The organism is Neobacillus sp. B4I6, assembly GCF_050434045.1.
Lineage (GTDB): Bacteria > Bacillota > Bacilli > Bacillales > Cytobacillaceae > Neobacillus.
This window is the reverse complement of sequence record NZ_JBNPWB010000002.1, coordinates 4037068-4056587: the sequence shown is the minus strand read 5'-3', so window position 1 is coordinate 4056587 and position 19520 is coordinate 4037068. Positions and strand designations below refer to the sequence as shown.

The 19520-nt window shown below is 38.2% G+C and carries 19 protein-coding genes, 1 pseudogene and 1 riboswitch; of the genes and pseudogenes, 15 read left to right on the top strand and 5 right to left on the bottom strand.

Features of this window, described 5'->3' with window-relative positions:
• The first annotated feature begins 40 nt into the window (after positions 1–40).
• A complete protein-coding gene (yfkAB, locus tag QF028_RS22355; protein ID WP_429468930.1) occupies positions 41–1156 on the top strand; it encodes a radical SAM/CxCxxxxC motif protein YfkAB in 1116 nt (371 codons plus the stop codon).
• Positions 1157–1228: 72 nt separating this feature from the next.
• Here yfkAB and QF028_RS22350 read toward each other — a convergent pair.
• A pseudogene (locus QF028_RS22350) lies at positions 1229–2444 on the bottom strand (MFS transporter).
• Between the two features lie 236 nt (positions 2445–2680).
• Positions 2681–2788, top strand: a riboswitch (SAM riboswitch).
• A 129-nt stretch (positions 2789–2917) separates the two neighbouring features.
• Here QF028_RS22350 and QF028_RS22345 point away from each other — a divergent pair.
• The 9 genes from QF028_RS22345 to QF028_RS22305 all read left to right on the top strand — a co-directional run bounded on the left by QF028_RS22345 (position 2918) and on the right by QF028_RS22305 (position 12198).
• Positions 2918–4033 (top strand): sugar ABC transporter substrate-binding protein, encoded by a 1116-nt coding sequence (locus QF028_RS22345; protein ID WP_429468927.1) that lies wholly within the window; start codon positions 2918–2920, stop codon positions 4031–4033.
• A gap of 69 nt (positions 4034–4102) precedes the next feature.
• On the top strand, positions 4103–5605 hold the full coding sequence (locus QF028_RS22340; RefSeq protein ID WP_429468924.1) for a sugar ABC transporter ATP-binding protein: 1503 nt from the start codon (positions 4103–4105) through the stop codon (positions 5603–5605).
• A gap of 1 nt (position 5606) precedes the next feature.
• A complete protein-coding gene (locus tag QF028_RS22335) occupies positions 5607–6611 on the top strand; it encodes an ABC transporter permease (RefSeq protein WP_429468921.1) in 1005 nt (334 codons plus the stop codon).
• Positions 6612–6731: 120 nt separating this feature from the next.
• Positions 6732–6962 carry a hypothetical protein gene (locus QF028_RS22330; RefSeq protein ID WP_429468918.1) on the top strand — a complete coding sequence of 77 codons (231 nt, stop codon included), beginning with the start codon at positions 6732–6734 and terminating at the stop codon, positions 6960–6962.
• 205 nt (positions 6963–7167) lie between these two features.
• A complete protein-coding gene (locus tag QF028_RS22325; protein ID WP_429468915.1) occupies positions 7168–8157 on the top strand; it encodes an SIS domain-containing protein in 990 nt (329 codons plus the stop codon).
• Between the two features lie 68 nt (positions 8158–8225).
• On the top strand, positions 8226–9518 hold the full coding sequence (locus QF028_RS22320; protein WP_429468912.1) for an ABC transporter substrate-binding protein: 1293 nt from the start codon (positions 8226–8228) through the stop codon (positions 9516–9518).
• Between the two features lie 74 nt (positions 9519–9592).
• Positions 9593–10474: a carbohydrate ABC transporter permease gene (locus QF028_RS22315; RefSeq protein ID WP_215002875.1), complete on the top strand. Its 882-nt coding sequence runs from the start codon at positions 9593–9595 to the stop codon at positions 10472–10474.
• Positions 10467–11360 (top strand): carbohydrate ABC transporter permease, encoded by an 894-nt coding sequence (locus QF028_RS22310; RefSeq protein ID WP_429468909.1) that lies wholly within the window; start codon positions 10467–10469, stop codon positions 11358–11360. The genes QF028_RS22315 and QF028_RS22310 overlap by 8 nt, the downstream gene beginning before the upstream one ends.
• Positions 11361–11376: 16 nt before the next feature.
• The gene (locus QF028_RS22305) at positions 11377–12198 is read left to right on the top strand and encodes a PfkB family carbohydrate kinase (protein WP_429468905.1); all 822 of its coding nucleotides are present in this window, start codon (positions 11377–11379) and stop codon (positions 12196–12198) included.
• A 43-nt stretch (positions 12199–12241) separates the two neighbouring features.
• Here the strand turns inward: QF028_RS22305 and QF028_RS22300 are convergent, their stop codons facing one another.
• Positions 12242–12970: a UTRA domain-containing protein gene (locus QF028_RS22300; RefSeq protein WP_168242169.1), complete on the bottom strand. Its 729-nt coding sequence runs from the start codon at positions 12968–12970 to the stop codon at positions 12242–12244.
• 221 nt (positions 12971–13191) lie between these two features.
• On the opposite strand from QF028_RS22300, the gene QF028_RS22295 reads away from it, so the two are divergent.
• The 4 genes from QF028_RS22295 (at position 13192) to QF028_RS22280 (ending at position 16937) form a co-directional block, all read left to right on the top strand.
• Positions 13192–13953: a threonine/serine exporter family protein gene (locus tag QF028_RS22295; RefSeq protein WP_215002881.1), complete on the top strand. Its 762-nt coding sequence runs from the start codon at positions 13192–13194 to the stop codon at positions 13951–13953.
• A 17-nt stretch (positions 13954–13970) separates the two neighbouring features.
• Positions 13971–14417, top strand: a complete 447-nt coding sequence (locus QF028_RS22290; RefSeq protein WP_429468901.1) for a threonine/serine exporter family protein — start codon at positions 13971–13973, stop codon at positions 14415–14417.
• A 180-nt stretch (positions 14418–14597) separates the two neighbouring features.
• Complete coding sequence (locus tag QF028_RS22285; protein WP_429468898.1) at positions 14598–15347, top strand: C39 family peptidase; 750 nt, start codon at positions 14598–14600, stop codon at positions 15345–15347.
• Between the two features lie 561 nt (positions 15348–15908).
• Positions 15909–16937 carry a potassium channel family protein gene (locus QF028_RS22280; RefSeq protein ID WP_429468895.1) on the top strand — a complete coding sequence of 343 codons (1029 nt, stop codon included), beginning with the start codon at positions 15909–15911 and terminating at the stop codon, positions 16935–16937.
• Between the two features lie 70 nt (positions 16938–17007).
• Here QF028_RS22280 and QF028_RS22275 read toward each other — a convergent pair whose 3' ends face one another.
• From QF028_RS22275 to QF028_RS22265, 3 genes are read right to left on the bottom strand one after another with little or no spacing between them, the layout of a single operon-like run.
• A complete protein-coding gene (locus tag QF028_RS22275) occupies positions 17008–17394 on the bottom strand; it encodes a DUF350 domain-containing protein (RefSeq protein ID WP_088085752.1) in 387 nt (128 codons plus the stop codon).
• Positions 17391–18626 carry a glutathionylspermidine synthase family protein gene (locus tag QF028_RS22270; protein ID WP_429468892.1) on the bottom strand — a complete coding sequence of 412 codons (1236 nt, stop codon included), beginning with the start codon at positions 18624–18626 and terminating at the stop codon, positions 17391–17393. Before QF028_RS22270 ends, QF028_RS22275 begins: the two co-directional genes overlap by 4 nt.
• A 2-nt stretch (positions 18627–18628) precedes the next feature.
• Positions 18629–18940: a hypothetical protein gene (locus QF028_RS22265; RefSeq protein WP_088085754.1), complete on the bottom strand. Its 312-nt coding sequence runs from the start codon at positions 18938–18940 to the stop codon at positions 18629–18631.
• Positions 18941–19037: 97 nt separating this feature from the next.
• Here QF028_RS22265 and QF028_RS22260 point away from each other — a divergent pair, with 97 nt between their 5' ends.
• Positions 19038–19490, top strand: a complete 453-nt coding sequence (locus QF028_RS22260; protein WP_429468889.1) for a hypothetical protein — start codon at positions 19038–19040, stop codon at positions 19488–19490.
• Positions 19491–19520: the final 30 nt, after the last annotated feature.

Genomic DNA, 19520 nt, shown 5'->3' with positions numbered 1-19520 from the left:
AATAGAGAAGTTTTTTGAAGACTGATTTTAAGGAGTCATTATGTCAAAATTGAAAAAAATTACCCCTTCATATGATCCATGGGAAGCCTATTTAGATATTGAGCAATATGGAAAGCCTCAATTAACCAATATTGAATTCACCACGACGACCCTTTGTAATATGCGTTGTGAGCATTGCGCAGTAGGATATACACTCCAAACAAAGGATCCGCAGGCGCTTCCTCTGGATTTGCTCATACAAAGATTAGAAGAAATCCCGACACTTCGATCACTTAGCATTACCGGTGGAGAACCGATGTTATCCTTATCCTCGGTAAAAAATTATGTTGTACCGATTTTAAAATATGCCCATGAGCGCGGTGTACGGACGCAGATTAATTCCAATTTAACCCTTGAATTAGATCGTTATGAATTAATCGTCCCTTTTTTAGATGTCTTACATATCTCGCATAACTGGGGGACCGTCGATGATTTTGTCGAGGGTGGTTTTGCCAGAATGGAACGGAAGCCGGAATATGAACAACGGGAACAATATTTTAAAAGAATGATAGATAATAGCCGTGAACTGGTAAAAGCAGGAGTGATGGTATCTGCTGAAACGATGTTAAACAAGCGGACACTACCGTATTTAGAAAAAATTCACCGTCAAATTGTTGATGAAATGCTTTGTCAGCGACATGAAATACACCCAATGTACCCAAGTGATTTTGCTAGCAATCTCGAAACCTTATCACTTAATGAAATAAGAGAAGCGATCCATCACTTACTAGATGTCAGAGATGAAAATGTGTGGATGCTGTTTGGCACGCTCCCATTTTATGCGTGCAGCAGTGAACAGGAGGATTTAACTCTCCTTCAAAGCTTGTATAAAAGTAAAAATGTCACCGTCAGAAATGACCCTGATGGACGTTCGCGACTGAATGTAAATATTTTTAACGGAGATATTATTGTTACTGATTTCGGTGATACACCATCCCTAGGAAATATCAAGACTACAAATCTGTTACATGCATATGAAACCTGGCAGTCGTCAGCCTTGGCAAAAGAATTAAGCTGTCATTGCCCGGCGGTTAAATGCCTTGGACCCAATATATTAGTTAAGAACAGTTATTATCAAGAAATGGACTTTACTAAGCGAAAAAACAGAATAAAGTAATAAAGCAAAAGCACTTTAAATCATTTAATTTAAAGTGCTTTTCTACTTATTCCTTGCCCAATCTTAAAGTTATTAAATCGAGTGTTTTACAAGCTTTGGATGACGGTGCATTGAAACAAATAAAATAAATCCGCTAATAATTAATAATGAACTTGTGCTGATAAAAACGGCAGAAAAGCCATAGTAACCAGATATAAATCCACCCAGCATCGGGCCGACAATATTCCCAAGGAAACGCAAGCTGGTATTATAGCCTAATACTTCACCTTGCATCGCAATCGGTGCTTCTTGGCGGATATAGGCAATCCGTACAGGAATAATTCCGCCAATCGTGACACCCAGGGCAAAGCGGATGATAACGAGTTGCCAAAAGCTAGAAACTGCGGCTCCAGGCAAGTAGACAATCCCCGCTAGAAAAAGAAGAATAACTAATATTTTAATATACCCATACTTATCAGCTATTTTTCCCCAATTCCTCGACATCAATAAATTCCCCAGTCCCGCAGCGGAAAAAGCAATCCCAGAATAAAAGGCAACATTAGTTGTGCCATGCAGATCGCTAACAAATAAGGACAAAATTGGTTGAATGCTAAAGTGAGCAATCTGAACAAGGGCTGAAATTAGCAGGACTGTTAATAACACAGGGTTACGAATAATGTGTTTAAAAACTTCCTTGCTCGAGTAATGTGTTTTTGCCCCTTTAGACACGGGTATCAAGAATTCCTTTGTGGTAATCACTAACAATGCAGAGATAAAAATCGAAATGGACGTCCATTTAAAGGTAGTAGAATAGCCAAGAGAATCAGCTAAAACACCGCCCAGCATCGGTCCTAACAAAGAACCTGTAATACTACCTGTTTGCAATGTACCAAGAACGCGCCCCGCAATCCCCTTTGGTGTTTGCGTAGAGATAAAAGCTTGTGACATCGGGATGAAGCCAGAAAAGAAACCCATGAAAAAGCGCAGCAACAGTAACTGCCAGACAGAATGGACATAGCCCATTAGAAAAATAGATAAGCCCATCCCTAATCCGGAAATGATAAGGATTTTTTTTCTCCCATAACGGTCGCCAATTCTCCCCCCAAATCGGTGAGAAGAGGAAGGCAGAAACAAATGTAATCCCAAATGTGATTCCTGACCAATGCTGGACATATTTTTCCGAAAAGTCACCAAACGTCTCAATGTACAACGAAATAAACGGCATAACCATTGTCATACTTCCGGCTACAAAGAAGTTCGCAAACCACATGATCATTAAATTACGCTTTGCACTTCTTTCCTGATCCATTATTAATAACACTTCTTTCTAAATGTATTTCGATTAACTAAATATTATCATACAGAAATTTCTGATAATTTTAAAGGGATATCCCTTTTATATAAAATAGGAAATTACGTTTACTACTATTCAAAGGTTTTGGCGGATTGGGAATAATACCTTTATTAGAAATATTCAAAACACTATTGACAACTTGTTAATAGGAGACTAAAATCTAATTTATTACTTTAAATGAATAATACGTTCTCTTATCAAGAGTGGCAGAGGGACTGGCCCGATGACGCCCAGCAACCGTTCCGTTTGGAATTGGTGCTAAATCCTGCAAAACAATTTATTGTTTTGAAAGATAAGAGAGGAGTAGTCCCTTAATTTGTGATGAAACCTCTCTTTTCTGGAGAGGTTTTTTATTTTTATATAAAAACAAACCTTTCCAATCGGAGTAATGGAGTATTGATAAGAATCTAAAAGGGGGAGCTTTAATCATGAAAAGAAATATCTTTAAAAGTACACTCGTATCAGCGTTAGCAGCAACACTCTTACTCACAGGCTGTGCTTCTGAGGGAGAAAAAAAACAAGCAAGCGCTCATAAAAAGGTTTCACTTGAAGGTGTATCTGAAAAGTTTACAAGTGGTGATCCGTTAAAAATCAAGGTTATCCGTAAAATTGGCGGTGATGATCATACTGCCCAATTCTTAGCAGGTGCAAAAGAAGAGGGAGAAGCCTTAGGTTTTCAAGTGGACGTGTTTACCGCAAATGGTGATACAGCTAAGTTCCATGATGCTATTAATCAGGCATTAGACCAGGATTATGATGGATTTATCATTTCTCATGGTGACGATGATGCGACTGTTAATGATGTAAAAAAGATAGTTGAAAAAGGAAAAAGTGTAGTTACATTTGACTCCAATCCAAATATTGCGAAGGTTGATGGAGTAACGCTTACTTCACAGGATGATGAAGCCTTAGCAACTTTAGCCCTTGATCAACTCGTAAAGAATACAAAGGGTAAAGCAAATATTGCCTACCTATGGGTCGACGGTTTCCCTGCAATGGTTAGACGTAATAAGGTTTATCAAGAAGTCCTTTCAAAAAATCCTCAAATTAAAGAAGTGGAACGCTTTGGTGTGGCTGCGGCAGATACAAGTGTACAAACACAAAACGCAGTTGCAGCCATGTTAAATAAATATCCAAAAGGCAAACTGGATGCCATATTTGCTACTTGGGATGCTTTTGCAATCGGTGCAGCACGAGCTTTGAAAGAAGCGGGACGTGAAGAAGTGAAGATTTATGGAATCGATGTTTCCAATGCGGATCTGCAAGAAATTCAAAGAAAAGGCAGCGCTTGGAAATACACAGCAGCTGTCGATCCGAAACTTATCGGTGCTGTTGATATGAGAATACTTGCGAAAAAGCTTGCAGGTGAAGAAACACCACAGACCTTTGATTTAGATGCTTCACTTGTTTCACAAGAAAATCTTCTCAAAGCAAAAGAGCCTGTAAACATGGTTAATCTGGCAAAAATTATCCCAGGCTGGGGTCAATCGACTGCATTTGAGGAAGAGTGGATAAAGACGTTAAAGAAGCATTATAAAGAATAGTCGGTATACAACTAGACACTCTCTTTTTCAATAGATGAAGAGAGTGTTTGCTTACGGGGGATGATTTTGATGAGATCAACATTGGAGATGAAAAACATCTCAATAGAGTTTCCTGGTGTGAAGGCATTGAATCAGGTCGACTTTTCGATGGAAACGGGAGAAATCCAAGCTTTGATTGGGGCAAATGGGGCAGGGAAATCAACGTTAATGAAGGTTCTCGCGGGTGCTTATGACCACTATACCGGTGAAATAAGGTTAGATGGGAAAAACCTGAAGATTCGTTCTCCGAAAAATGCACAGGACGCAGGAATACAAATCGTTTATCAAGAAGTAGATACGGCTCTCATTCCGTATTTAACCGTCGCCGAAAATATTATGCTCCTCGATACAGTCCATAACATGGGGAAAAAGCAATGGATGAAATGGAAAAACCTTCATCAAAGAGCGGATGAAATACTATCAAGTATGAACATTATGCTTCCGACGAAGAAGCTTGTAAGTGAGTTAACGTTAGCGGAAAAACAAATGATTTTAATCGCTAGGGCTGTATCAAATCAATGTAAGTTTCTTATTTTAGACGAGCCGACAGCGCCATTGAGTCACACTGAAACAACGGAACTATTCCGGATTGTCCGTGATTTAAAAAAGCAAAATGTAGGAGTTATCTTTATTTCCCATCGCTTACCAGAAATTTTTGAAGTCTGCGATGAAGTGACCGTAATGAGAAACGGTGAACTTGTTGCAAAAGAGCGAGTTACTAATACGACCATCAACAAAGTGGTGGAGCATATGCTGGGTCAAAGATTAGAGGAACAGTTCCCAGAGAAGAATACGTCTATTGGAAACACGGTCCTTGAGGTAAAAGGACTTTCAGATAGAGGGAAGATTAAAGATTTACATATTCATGTTAAATCAGGAGAAATCATTGGAATTGCCGGGCTTGTCGGTGCTGGAAAAACAGAATTGTGTAAGGCGTTATTTGGCTCTAAGAAATTAACGGGGGGAGACATCTTTCTTCATGGCAATAAACTAAAATTAAAGAGTCCCTATCATGCGGTTAAAAAGGGAATTGCTTTAGTTCCAGAAGAACGGAGGAAGGAAGGAATCCTAGTTCTTGAATCAGTAGAAACCAATTTAACAGCTGCTAATTTAGGTGAATTTTCAAAGAGATTAAGCTTTTTAGATCGAAAAAAAGAAAAAGAAACGGCAAAGCAGTTGATCCATCGCCTCGGAATTAAAACACCTTCAGAAGATACCAAGGTACAGAATCTTTCCGGAGGGAATCAGCAAAAGGTCGCAATCGGAAAGTGGCTCGTAGCTGAAGCAGATGTATATATTTTTGACGAACCAACCAAAGGCGTCGATGTTGGCGCAAAGAAGGATATCTTTGAGTTAATCGCTGAACTAGCGAACCGGGGTAAAGCAATTATTTATGCTTCTTCAGAACTTTCGGAGATTATTGGGATTACTGATCGGGTCTATGTTTTATACGACGGCAGGTCCGTAAAGGAAATTGAAACGAGAGAAACGAACGAAGAAGAACTATTATTTTATTCAACAGGGGGCAGGTAAAATGGAGGCAAATATTGCAGCAAAGAATCAGGTAGCCCCGGCAAAAAAAGTCTTTGAGTTATTTCGCTTTTTATATAAATATGGGACGATTATTACGATTCTTGCACTTATTATTATTTTTTCATTGGCTAATCCTACTTTTATTCAGGGCAGTAATATCATCAATATCTTACGTTCGATCTCCATTGTAACGATTATCGCTATCGGTATTACGATTTCATTGTCTGTCGATGGTTTTGATTTATCGGTGGGATCGGTCGCTTCCTTATCAAACGCCATTGTCATTTCGATGTTTGTTTGGTTTTCACAAAACACATTGGTGGCGGTCATTTCTGCGATTTGTGCTTCCTTAGCAGTAGGAGCAATAAACTCATTCATGATTGTGAAATTAAGAATTCCAGATATGCTGATGACACTCGCTACGATGTTTATTATTCAAGGGACAGCATTGACGTATACAAAAGGGGCCACTGTTTCACAAAACATGGTTATGCCTGATGGCTCGATGGCATCGGGTCTGATCAGTCCTTTTTTTGCAAAAATCGGAGAAGTGCCATGGATTATTATCATTATGGCTGTGACTGTGATCCTCGTGCATATCTTTTTGAACTATACAAAGCATGGTCGATATATGTATGTGATCGGTGGTAACAAAGAAGCGGCGAGACTATCAGGTATCGCAGTTAATAAATATAAAGTGGCAGCGTATTTGCTTTCGGCTCTGTTTGCCTCCATTGGCGGGATTGTGCTCGCTTCAAGGGTTTTGACATCAGAAATTAACTCTGGTGCTCCCTATTTAATGGATTCAGTTGCCGCCGCCTATATTGGATTTTCAGTACTTGGGGCTGGAAAGGCCAACGCGTTTGGAACATTTGTTGGAGCCGTCCTGATCGGGATTCTCCAAAACGGACTCGTGATGATGTCCGTCCCATATTATGCGATGGATATTGTTAAAGGCACCGTCTTAGCCTTTGCATTAGCGATTACGTATTATAAACAAAAATAATTGAACTATGATCAACCTATCCATTTTGCGGATAGGTTTATTTTTTTTGAAAAACCAGAGTAAAATCTACAAATATAAGTAAGTTTTGAGGAACAATATTTAGAGATAGGAGGGATCTTAATGGAACATTATGAAGCATTTCTGAGAAGTAAGAATTGGGTAGATACCGATTTAGATTCAAGGTATATAAATGTTAATCATCCCTATGCTATCTTAATTTCTAAGGATGAAGGGCAAATTACCTTAAGAGGTAACACTGGGTTTGATAATGGGCAAAATGGCGAGGAGATTTTTACGTTTAACTCATTGAAAGAGCTTCAAGAGTGGTTTGAAAACAATATAGGGGAGTAACAAGAAAAAGCAGCCAGGGAAGACCCCTGGCTATTTTGCTTTTTGTCGAGAAATGTCGTTTCATTTTTCTGAAAATTCAATTGACAAGAGTTTAAAAGTATAGTAATTTATATATAACAACATATAACGTTATATAAAGTTGTATATTGTTTAAAGAGTTTACTAGTGTTCATTCACTAAAATATTTAATCAGGGAGGCAACAAAATGACGACTGAATTAGTAATTGACGTGAAAAATCAAGTGCAACAAGCATTAGCAGAGGTAGGAAAAAGAAATATTTCCAATGTTTTCTTTGTAGCATGCGGCGGCTCTTCTGCCATTATGTATCCAAGCAAGTATGTAATTGACCGCGAAGCAAAAGTTCTTGATGCCCATCTTTTTAGTGCAAATGAATTTATCTATCGCAATCATGCAAAACTTGGAAGTAATTCCCTGGTTATATTGTGCTCGCACTCAGGAACAACACCTGAAACAGTAGAAGCAGCAAAATTTGCTAGAGCAAAAGGGGCATTGGCGGTTTCTTTAACCAATGAGGAAGGATCACCATTGGCACAAGCTTCTGATGTTGTATTGAAGTATCAATGGGGCGAAAAAGCAAGCGCTTTCACAACCAATTATTCAGTACTATATCAACTAGTGTTTGGTGTACTAAAAGTTGTTGAAAATAACGAAAAAGCTAGTTTAGTAGAAGAAAGTCTTGAGAATTTACAAAATGTTTACGAAAAAGCTGCTGCACTCTACCAAACAAAGGCAGAGGCTTTTGGTCAACAGTATAAAGATGAAAAAATTATTTATACAATGGCAAGCGGAGCAAATTATGGTGTTGCCTACTCTTATGCAATTTGTATCCTCATGGAAATGCAATGGGTTCACTCACACGCCATTCACGCCGGAGAATACTTCCACGGACCATTTGAAATTATTGATGAAGAAACACCTTTTATTATCCTGCTAGGCTTGGACGAAACAAGACATTTAGAAGAAAGAGCATTAGAATTCTCTAAGCGTTATGGCAAGAAGTTGGTTGTCCTTGATGCAAAAGACTTCGATTTCACTGGGGTTGCAGAGGAAGTACAAGGATACATTGCCCCATTAGTTTTAAATTACGTATTAAGAAAATATGCGGATCAGTTAGCGGAAGCACGAAATCATCCGCTATCAAAAAGAAGATATATGTGGACAGTTGAATACTAAACCAAGATGAAATAACAAATATACTGCAATAATCATAGATATGTATTCCTTTCTGGAGGGGAAGCTTAATGAAGAAGTTATTAATTTTAAGTATTATTTCTATCCTTTTCCTATCGTTTTTTGCTGGCTGTTCTAAGAGTTCTAGTTCAACAAATGGAAAAGATGTGGTTGAACTTAAATTCTTCCACCGCTGGCCGAATCAACCTAAAAAGCAATATTTTGAAAAGGCAGTAAAAGAGTTTGAGAAGGCCCATCCCAATATTAAAATTAAAACGGAAGCCGTCTTGAACGATTCTTATAAAGAAAAAATTCGTGTTGTCTTAGGATCAAGCACCCCTCCAGATGTTTACTTTTCTTGGAGCGGAGAGTTTGCCTATAACTTCGCACGTCAGGGACAATCACTTGATTTAACTAATTATGTAAATGAAGATAAAGCGTGGTCAGATCAAATCATTGCCTCCCAGTTCAATTCCTTCACTTTAGATGGTAAGATTTATGGGATTCCGTGGTCAACTGACGGCAAGGCCTTCTTTTACAATAAGAAAATTTTCAAGGATTTAAATCTTGAAGTTCCAACCACTTGGTCCGAACTAATTGATGTCTCTAAAAAGGTAAAGGCCGCAGGACTTACGCCAATTACATTTGGAAGTAAAGCACCGTGGACGATTTCCCACTATATAGGAACATTGAATCAATTGATGGTGCCACAGGATGTTCTTGATAAAGATTATGATCCCAAAAATCCTGAAGGTGATTATTCGCATCCAGGTTATGTTAAAGCATTAGAGAAATTCATGGAACTGAAGCCGTACTTCAATAAAGGAGTTAATTCTGTAGACCATGAATATTCACGGGAGTTATTTAACAGTGGAAAAGCAGCGATCGGCTTCTTCCAGCTTGCAGAAATCGGGCTTATTGAACCATCTTTAAAAGAGGATTTAGGTGTGTTTAATGTACCAGGTGTGGAAGGTGGAGAAGGAAATGCCAACTCCATCACAGCAGCACCTGAAGGAATCATGATTTCTTCGAAAACAAAACATCCGAAGGAAGCAATGGAATTTGTCAAATTCTTAACTTCGAAGAAAAAAGGTACAGAGCAGTTAAAAGAAGTAAGTGAATATAGTGCGGTTAAAGGAACAACAACCGATGAGAATGCTTCCAAGCTTCAACAGGATGCTATCAATTTAATTGTTAATGCAGAACAAACGTACTTATGGTTTGATACAGCTGTTGATATTAAAATAGTTGATGCTTATTTAAATGGAACACAGCTAATGTTGGACGGCAAGAAAAGTCCAGAAGATGTAATGAAGGATGTAAGAGCAGCAGCAAAAGAAGTTAAGGCGTCTGCAAAAAAATAGGAAGCCAGAAAAGGTGGTTGCAAGTTGACCACCTTTTTTCCAAAGATACGCCTGTTAAAAAAAGGGGAGTTATTATGCAAAATACAAACAAGTGGTTACCATACCTATATATTGCACCTTGCTTAATCTTTATGGCCCTTTTTGTTTACTATCCAATTGTTGAAAACTTTTTTTATAGTTTCTATGATTTCTCTGCTTTTTCAGTAGAAAAAACATTTGTTGGCTTTGAAAATTTTCTTAATCTTTTTAAAGATGAAGTTTTTTATATAGCTTTAAAAAATAATCTCTGGTATGCAGTGATCTCGATTATTTTTCAGGTATTTGGCGGACTTATTCTAGCGGCTATACTTGAAGATCCGCTAACACGATTCATTAGTGGATTGTTCCGTACCGTATTTTTCCTTCCAGTTGTCATCTCGATGACTGTCATCGCTTTACTGTTTACATTTGTTTATAACCCGGATATCGGAATTTTAAATGGGCTATTAAATATGTTAGGACTTGAGAATTTAACTAGGGCTTGGCTGGGAGAATCTGAAACCGCTATCTTCGCTGTTATTGCTGTGTCACAGTGGCAAAGTATTGGTTATATTATGATGTTATTTATTATCGCGATTCAAAATATCCCCCAAGAATTGTATGAGGCAGCAGAGATTGATGGGGCAGGGAAAATTCGTAAATTCTTTTCAATCACCGTTCCACAAGTAAAAGAGATGTTCTTCGTTACGACACTTATTACCTTAACCGGTGCATTTACCGTCTTTAATGAGCCGTATATTTTGACAGGCGGCGGACCTGGTAATTCTAGTGAGGTTTTAGGAACATTACTCTACCATTCAGCTTTCGGTAAAGACCAAATGGGTTATGCTTCGGCAGTTGCCACTGTGATTTTAATCATTACCTTAATTGTTTCCTTGGTTCAGCTGAAACTATTTAAAACAGGAAAGGATGTTTAGAGTGGAGACAAGCAAAGTAATGGACTACCATCATTCGATCCCAATCACAAAGAAAAATAGGAAGCAAAAGAATGTTGTTAAAAGTCTGCCAATTTTTACAATCCTGATCTTGTATTTTGTAGTGATTGCTTATCCGCTTTTTTGGATGGTAATTAACTCATTTAAGTCCACTCCAGAGATTTTCTCCAGCAGCTGGGCTTTACCAAAAGAATGGCTGTTTTCCAATTATACAGAGGCATGGAACACAGGGATTTCTGGATATTTTGTTAATAGTTTAATTGTTACAGCGACTACCTGCTTCCTAACAGTATTAATAAGTGCACTCGGAGCCTACAGTTTATCTAGGTTTGAATTTAAAGGGAAGAACATCCTATTAGTTTTCTGTATGGGAGGAATGATGCTCTCCCCACAAGTTAGTTTAGTCCCGCTATACAAGCTCATCCAATTATTAGGAATTCATGATACGTATTTTGCAATGATCTTTCCCTATGTTGCTTACCGAATTCCAATCACCATCCTACTGATCAGAGCTGCTTTTCTAGAGGTACCGAAAGAATTAGAGGAGTCTGCCTTTTTGGACGGATGTAATACATGGACCATTTTTACAAAAATCTTTGTACCTTTAAATAAACCGATATTACTAACTGCGGTTGTGTTAACAGCATATTATACTTGGAACGAGTTTATGTTTGCGTTAATCTTTGTTGATTCTGATGCACTAAAAACCATTCCTGCCGGATTGATGCAATTTCGGGATGCCCTTCAAACCAATTGGGGAGTTCTGATGGCTGGCTTAATGATTTCAGCCCTGCCGATCATTCTCTTATTTATGTTTATGCAGAAGTATTTTATTAGAGGTTTATCATCAGGTAGTGTTAAAGGATAAGAAGGAGTGGGGAAATATGAAAATTATTGGAATAGGCGATAATGTTGTTGATATTTACCAGGATCGTAATGAAATGTTTCCAGGTGGAAATGCTTTAAATGTTGCTGTTTTAGCTAAACAAAGTGGAGCGGAGTCAGCGGCATTTATAGGTATTGTTGGAACGGATGTAGAAGGGGATCATATTCTAGATTCTTTAAACAAGAACTTAATAGATACTAGTCATGTTCGAAGAGCGGTTGGGGAAAGTGGAAAGGCTTATGTTGATCTAAATGTGGAAGGGGACCGAATCTTTATTAAATCAAATAAAGGCGGTGTTCAGGCTAAACTAAAGCTTAATTTATCAGTCGATGACTATGAATACATCAAAGCGTTTGATGTGGTACATACCAGTATATATAGTCATTTAGAGGAAGAATTGCCATTGCTTAAACAACATTTACCCGTTTCCTATGATTTCTCTAATCATTTTACAACAGAATTATTAGAAAAGGTTTGCCCTCATATCCAGTTTGCGTTTATTTCAGGAAGTGATTTTACAGAAGTTGAACTAGAAGAGCTCTTCCTTAAAATACATGGACTTGGAACGCCGTTTATCATTATCACTAGAGGTTCTAAGGGCGTAATTATGTCTCATCATAACAAACGATACAAACAGGGAATTGAAGAAGCAAATGTGATTGATACCTTAGGTGCAGGGGATTCCTTCATTGCTGGTTTTTTAACCAACCACTTTAATGGGTTTACCATTGAGGAATCTTTGAAAGCAGCGGCACAGATTGCTGCAAGAACATGTGAAGTGAACGGTGCATTTGGGTTTGGTAGACAATTAACTTTCTAAAAACAAAAGGAATGAAATGGATACCCATTCATTCCTTTTATTTTTAAGTTGTTATTGTAAGGGCAATCAATTGGGTTTGTGTTTTGAAATTTGAAATATGAATTGGAACTCCTGTTTCATCGTAAACGGTTTTATCAATATTAAAAAGTGTTTCACCAATTTCGCAGTCCAAATGTTCCGCTTCAAATTTTGAAGCAGGAGTAACTGTAATTATTTTTTTGCTTTTACCCGAATTGATATTGATGTGGTAAATGTTTTTCAAAACTTCATAGGTTGATGCATGTTCTGTGAATCGTGCAGTCAAATCGGGAAAGCGTTCTAACGAGTAATGGGCGATATCTAGTGTAAAAGGCTGTTGATCGATTGACATGATCCGGACCAACTTTAAGACAGGTGAATCAATGGCGATTTGAAGTGCTTCGGCAATTTCCGGAGTAGCTTTCATTTCTTCACAGGCAAGAATACGCTTAGAAGGATTCTTGCCTATTTGTTTACTAAAATCTGAGAATCCATCAATAGAAACCAATTCTCGGGCAATTTTGGTTCGCGTTACAAAAGTTCCTTTCCCTTGCTTTCGCTCTAAAAAACCCTCATCTGCTAAATCCTGAATGGCTCTTCTTACAGTTATGCGGCTAACACCATATAACTCACATAATTCCGTTTCATTCGGAAGTCTTTCCCCCGATTTATAAACTCCTTGATCAATGGCCTCCTTCAGTATTTGTTTTAATTGGTCATATAAAGGTGTTGAAATTGAATTGTTTAATTTCATCGACAAAATTCCTTTCGAAACAATAGGTCATTATATAATATTTTATAATAAGTTTACATATGTTGTATAGAAATGATTGATAACATTTATCATATTTATAAAATATTGGTTTTTTTCCTATTCCGTTAACAGGAAATCTTGCAAACTGCAAGTCAACTTTGATTAAACGTTTGTTTTAATTTAAACTAAGTAAAAATGGAGAATTGTGTGTGGTGAGATAAATGGAAAAACCAGTAGAACAAACATATGAAGTTATGGAGGTCTGCTTATTAGCGGGGAAAATCATGCTTCAAAGCGGCGGGGAGACCTATCGGGTAGAAGATACGATGATGCGTATTGCCGCAGCCTTTGGTATAGAAAGTACTCATAGCTACGTAACTCCAACCGGAATTATTTTTTCAGCAGAAGGAACAGAGCCAACGAAGACCAAGCTTATTAGAATATCGGAGCGGTCAACAGACTTGAAAAAAGTCTCTATGGTGAATAGCATTTCAAGGAAAATTACAGGTGGAGAAGTCAACCTAAAAGAAGCTTTGGAAGATCTAAAGGAAATTGACTCCCTTAATTTAACGTTTCCCTTTAGGGTCCAAGTGGCCGCAGCGTCACTCGCCAGCGGTTGTTTTATGATTATGTTTGAGGGAGGCTGGAATGATTTTATTCCAGCGATGATTTCAGGCGGGATGGGTTATCTAAGCTTTGTATATTTTCATCGCTTTGTCCCAATCAAGTTTTTCTCGGAGTTTTTAGCATCGTTCGTAATTGGATTGCTTTCATTTTTATTTGTGAAAATTGGAGTCGGTCAGCAATTAGATAAAATTATTATTGGCTCGGTGATGACATTAGTTCCTGGACTCTTAGTGACCAATGCGATTAGAGATTTAATGGCGGGACACTTAGTATCGGGGTTATCAAAGGGTGCGGAAGCTTTTCTAACTGCCTTTGCGATTGGGACAGGGATTGCGGTCGTATTATCTTTTATGTGAAGTGAGGTGTATTTATTGTGGCTGTTCTTGCTCAGGCACTAACAAGCTTAATTGCAACAGGTGCCTTTGGAATTCTATTTAATGCACCGAAAGAATCCTTAGTGAAGTGCGGACTGATAGGAATGGGTGGCTGGTTAATTTATTTCCTGCTAGAAGACTACTCAAATAACCCCATTTTAGCTACATTAGCTGCGACCATTTTTATTGCTGTCATCAGTCAACAATTAGCAAAGTTCTATAAAACGCCAGTGATTATTTTTAGTGTAGCTGGAATTATTCCGCTTGTGCCTGGAGGTCTGGCCTATGATGCGATGCGGAATTTTGTTGAGAACGATTATAATTCAGCGATAGCATTGGCGGCAAAAGTCCTCATGCTGGCAGGATCCATCGCCTTTGGCTTAGTTTTTTCAGAAGTAATCAATCAAGTAATTCGAAAAATTAACCATAATAAGGTACGAATTTAACCTATTCCCTTTAGTGCAAACTACTAAAGGGAATTTTTTAAGGAAAACTTAAGCTTTAAAGATTATCATTAATTGGAAAATTCTTTCCTTTATTGTTTTTTAGTAAGGTAATATAGTAGTATATTACTATTACCAATTGTCATTCAGCAAAGTCTATTACAAGGAATGGTACATTCATATATGAAAAAAATACTAATTGCAATTCTAGTTGTCTTACTATTATTTATTAGTGCTAAAACGATTTTAGCTGTAAAGTTTGATCGTCAAGAAGCGATACAAGGCACCGAAGCCGCTCCATTAAAAACCCGGATAGTGGCACTTCTCGCAAAAGAGGCACCGAGTATTCCAGATAGTATCAACCTAGATGTACCATTAATAAATCAAATGGACCAACCCATACTTTACAACGGCTGTGAGGTTACAAGCCTTGCGATGATTCTTAATTATCACGGTGTAAAAGTGACTAAAAATGAGTTAGCAGAAAAGATTAAAACAGTTCCGTTAAACTATAGTAACGGTAAAAAGGGTAATCCGAATGCCGGATTTGTCGGCGATATGGCACATGGACCAGGACTAGGAGTTTATAATGGTCCCGTATTTGAACTCGCCCAAAAATATGTCGGTGATAAAGCAGTTAATTTAACAAATCATTCGTTTGATGATGTATTAGAAAAAGTAGGTCAAGGACTTCCAGTTTGGGTCATTACCACGTCCAGCTTTGCTCCCGTTTCTGTTTTTCAAACGTGGAATACCCCGCAAGGACAAATCAAAATTACCTTTAGTGAACATAGTGTAGCGATTACAGGTTACGATGAAAATTATATTTATATTAACAATCCATACGGTGAAAAGAATCAGAAATTAAATCGCTCCAGTTTTATTAAAGCTTGGGAGCAGATGGGTAAACAAGCGATTGTTATCGAAAAATAAAATGAAAAAGGCCTGATACCGATTCAGGCCTTTTGTTTTGGACTTTTTGGAAGTAAAATTAGTAAATATGTTCTAAAATGGGCGAAGGCAGAGGAATGAAATATCCCTCTGCCTTCTTAGTTTTATTCATTTAATGAATACGTATCGTAACTTGTGATTGGTTGTACTTCTTGTTAGCAATCGCAAGGTAAAAACTTATATAATAATCATTGTTTATAAAAACAAGTTTGCCGCGGTTATTTTTCCACCTGAAGGTTTTATACCTAAACGACGTAAGCCCTACCTCTCTTACATCCTAACGGCTCCGAAGCCGATCCAGTGTGAATAAGTTTTAATTTTAAAACATAAGCAGAATGCCAGAAAAATTCTTACTTTGCGTTATCTTATCTATTACAAGTTACAATTAAATGTGAAGCACAAATACTAATATTACAGGACTGGATTCTATTTGTCAATAATAATAATAATAAAACTATTTTCTTTAAAGGAATAACCAAAGAGATAACAGAAATATAATTCTATAAACTCTTATAACGGGAGTGAGAGAATGGAGGTTTATCCATGATACTTTTTCGAAGGTTGTTTCTAACGGCAGCTAAGTATCGGTATCGTACGGTACTGTTATTTACGACATTTTATATTTTTATAAACGCTGAGGTCATGAGAATATTAGAGCCTAAAACATTTGAAAATACTTTCCATGCTATTTGGTGGATTCTTACCACGATGACCACGGTTGGCTACGGGGACGTGTATCCGACGACACTGTTGGGGAGAGTTTGGGCGATGGTAATCGTCTATACAGCAGGTATCGGGCTTTTTGGTACGGTTATAGGAATGATCGTCGATGCTGTCTCACGATACAAACGGATGAAGGAGGAAGGAAGAATGACTTTTAAAGGAGAAGATCATTACGTTATTATCGGCTGGACTGCCAAAAGCAAAAACACGATAAAAGAGCTGTTTATTGGAGATGAAAAAACAGAAATCGTACTAATTGATGAATTAGAGAAGACACCATATGAACATGAGCGGTTTTTATATATCCAGGGGAGCCCCACAGATGAAGAAACATTGAAAAGAGCAAAAATTGAAAGATCAAAAGCAGTTTTGCTCTTTGCCCCAGATGGGATCGACAACCCAGATTTAGCAGATGGTAAAACGCTTATAACCGCATCCTCCATCGAGCGCTATGATGAAGGTACGGAAAAAAATATTTATACGATCGCAGAAATTCTAAATGAAAAGCATGTCGGCAATTTTAAACATGTCAAAATTGATGAATTTATCCTTTCGCATGAATCGGTGTCCAACCTGATGGCAAAATCGGCGCAGACAAAAGGGGCAAGTCATCTTTTTACTCAGTTATTAAGCCGAAAGGATGGAGACGGGGGCAGTGATTTATGGGAAGTTGAAGTTAAATCCGACTGGAAAACATATGGAGATGCGTACGAGCACCTAAAGCAAAAAGGGGCCCAGCTCATTGCGGATCGGAGTGATCTAAATATATTGAAAAAGTGGAATGAACCTCTATCGAAAGAGGCTCGATTGTTTGTGATATGCGATAAAAATACATATAAATCACTATAAAAAAACGCATCTCGAGATGCGTTTTTTTCAATCTAGCTCCAGCCCCTGTGTAAGGCGCCTGCGCTTTTTTTTAATAAGTTAAACACCCAGCAATGACGATACCGATGGAAACCGACAGCAGCATTAGAAAAAGGCCAACTGCCTGGTTATCTTCCTCGATGCTTTGACTGACGTTAAAACGAGGTGTAAGCCATTCAGCCAGGTAAAAAACCACAATTTGGGCCACAATTCCGATGGCACCCCATATGGCCATATCCGTAAGAGAAATAGAATTGGCAGCAGTAGAATACAAAACAATGGCAAGACCTAGAAGCCTTCCCCCAAGGACATAGCTTGCTGCCTTATTTCCTTTTGCCATTAAGGAAAACTCTTTGACCTTTGTTGTTACTTCCATAAGAAACAGTCCTACGAATAAAAGACCAAGTGAAACTGCTAAATATAATAAGAAATTCGTCATTTCCATTCCCCCTTGTTTTTTATACCCACTGGTAAGAAATAAGATTCGTTGCCAGTGATTTTTCCACCTGCCCGAATGCCGATACCTCCGGCCTTTCCGGCAATGAGAAAAGATCCGAATACTAATGAAAGTACCTCGATTCCCTTTTCTGTTTCCAATGAAACAGTAGGGAGAGGGACGTACTGTTGAAAGACCGAAACTTCCTCTTTATAGGTTTGAAAGGAATTTTGAGCGGTAATATTGGAGTGTTGATCCCAAATTGTCACCGTATCTCCTTCTCTGCCGAAGGATGGTTTTTGAACATAGTCAAGCTGTCCCTTAAATGCATCTGCTTCAAGATAGGTAGGCAGCATATATTCCATAATCCATCCTTGCTCTTCTTTTGTATAAAAAGCTCCCTGTTCTGCTAATCCCCAAATTAAACATTGAATGGATTTCGGCTGCAACAAAAAGGCTGAGACAGGATTTAAAATAGAGAGTTGGCCTTCTTTGACTAGTTGCAATAATTCGATTCCAACCGGGTCACCTGTTATAGGATCCTGATCGTCAACCAAATGTTCAAGAGGATAGGTTTGGCGGTACAACACATCAATAGGTATACCCTCATCGTCGACAAGAGTACCGTCTATAATCCGGAGAGTGGACAATGGAACGATCCGATTTTGAACCTGACATAACTTGCTTAAATATTTAATGGTATTCCAGTCTTCGATATGATCAGAGTGGGCTGTGAACACAATGTTAGCCTTCCTTTTTCCTTTTGATGCTTCGATTACTGCGCGTGTAATACCGGAAGATAGCAGGCGTTCCCCTCCTTCATTTGGATCCAAGTAACCAAACTCAGAACAAACCATTCCGTTCATATGAAAACATTCCACAATAAAAGTCGGTGTATCACTATTGAATTCAATTAATTTGAATCCATCCGCGGTCAACACAAAATCGAACCGAGCGATAATGGTTTCAGGGGAGAAGTTTTTCAACCTTAAAAATGGAAGACTTACAGGTGGATACCCAAGTTCAAGGAGTTGTTCATCAGTAAGACTCCGTAACAGGCGGGCGGTCTTGAAAAAAATGTGACCCATGCGTTCTGTTGCTTCTTTTAAAAGGCAGGATGTATGTTCCGTTATCGAATAAACTTGGTAAAGACTATATTCGCTCTCGTATAAATCTGACCAAAAGGTTGGGAATTGCGAATAAAACACCTTTCGATTCGTTGAATAATTCGACATTTCTAACCTCCAAATCCACCCTTTGAACCACTGCCGAATCCTCCTTTAAAGCTTGAAGAGGATTTGTATGACTTGTAAGAGGAGGATTTCAAGAGTGATGATTTATTTCGATAATAGCTTCCCCCGTAAAAAAAATGACCATAATGAGACGAGTGGGTATCATCACATTGCCATACCCCTTGGTCATCATCCCAGTCCCAGTCCCGGCACCTGCTGTCATCGGGCTTTGGGGGGCGGTCGTCTGAACAGGCAGAAAGTGTTCCGGCTATGAGGGAGGTGATAACACCAGTCACTAACCATTGGGTTTTCTTCACCGTTTCACGCTCCTTATTGAATTTATATTTTAATTATAAAAGTAAACCTAAGGAAAACAATGGTAAAATGGAAGAAAAAATGAATGAGGGATGAAATTTGAGGTTGGAATATCGATTGGATGATGAATATCAAAGGTTTCCTGCCCTTTGGAGCTATTTAGATTTAACAGTTAGTGAGGCAGTAGCAAGAATGACATGTGAATACTTCGTCAAAGAATCCGAAACGTATGTGGTAACGGCCACAGCCAAAGATCCAGACGGGACGGCTGTCCTTTACGTGAAAAAAGAAAAGTCATCCTATGACGACATATCTGAAGAACAGTATTCCCATATTGGTTTTGAAGTTAGAGAGCTTCAGAGAAACAGGTCCGTCCTGATCGAGAAAAAAGATGTTTGGAATCATGAAGAAGTTTTGGTTGTCCTTCACTCCGATATTATTTACATTCAGAGAGACGGAAGGTTCCTAGAATTCGCCCTTGATTCAAGGGAAATTGACGAAGACCGAAAATGTTATGTTTATTATGGGAGTTTCACGGGGAAAACTCGATAGATGTGAATAGCACACAATAACGTGTGCTAT

What these genes read in the sequence shown, in the direction of transcription:
- yfkAB (WP_429468930.1), top strand. Translation starts at nt 41, where the DNA reads ATGTCAAAATTGAAAAAAATTACCCCTTCATATGATCCATGGGAAGCC.
- QF028_RS22345 (WP_429468927.1), top strand. Translation starts at nt 2,918, where the DNA reads ATGAAAAGAAATATCTTTAAAAGTACACTCGTATCAGCGTTAGCAGCA.
- QF028_RS22340 (WP_429468924.1), top strand. Translation starts at nt 4,103, where the DNA reads ATGAGATCAACATTGGAGATGAAAAACATCTCAATAGAGTTTCCTGGT.
- QF028_RS22335 (WP_429468921.1), top strand. Translation starts at nt 5,607, where the DNA reads ATGGAGGCAAATATTGCAGCAAAGAATCAGGTAGCCCCGGCAAAAAAA.
- QF028_RS22330 (WP_429468918.1), top strand. Translation starts at nt 6,732, where the DNA reads ATGGAACATTATGAAGCATTTCTGAGAAGTAAGAATTGGGTAGATACC.
- QF028_RS22325 (WP_429468915.1), top strand. Translation starts at nt 7,168, where the DNA reads ATGACGACTGAATTAGTAATTGACGTGAAAAATCAAGTGCAACAAGCA.
- QF028_RS22320 (WP_429468912.1), top strand. Translation starts at nt 8,226, where the DNA reads ATGAAGAAGTTATTAATTTTAAGTATTATTTCTATCCTTTTCCTATCG.
- QF028_RS22315 (WP_215002875.1), top strand. Translation starts at nt 9,593, where the DNA reads ATGCAAAATACAAACAAGTGGTTACCATACCTATATATTGCACCTTGC.
- QF028_RS22310 (WP_429468909.1), top strand. Translation starts at nt 10,467, where the DNA reads ATGTTTAGAGTGGAGACAAGCAAAGTAATGGACTACCATCATTCGATC.
- QF028_RS22305 (WP_429468905.1), top strand. Translation starts at nt 11,377, where the DNA reads ATGAAAATTATTGGAATAGGCGATAATGTTGTTGATATTTACCAGGAT.
- QF028_RS22300 (WP_168242169.1), bottom strand. Translation starts at nt 12,970, where the DNA reads ATGAAATTAAACAATTCAATTTCAACACCTTTATATGACCAATTAAAA.
- QF028_RS22295 (WP_215002881.1), top strand. Translation starts at nt 13,192, where the DNA reads ATGGAAAAACCAGTAGAACAAACATATGAAGTTATGGAGGTCTGCTTA.
- QF028_RS22285 (WP_429468898.1), top strand. Translation starts at nt 14,598, where the DNA reads ATGAAAAAAATACTAATTGCAATTCTAGTTGTCTTACTATTATTTATT.
- QF028_RS22280 (WP_429468895.1), top strand. Translation starts at nt 15,909, where the DNA reads ATGATACTTTTTCGAAGGTTGTTTCTAACGGCAGCTAAGTATCGGTAT.
- QF028_RS22275 (WP_088085752.1), bottom strand. Translation starts at nt 17,394, where the DNA reads ATGACGAATTTCTTATTATATTTAGCAGTTTCACTTGGTCTTTTATTC.
- QF028_RS22270 (WP_429468892.1), bottom strand. Translation starts at nt 18,626, where the DNA reads ATGTCGAATTATTCAACGAATCGAAAGGTGTTTTATTCGCAATTCCCA.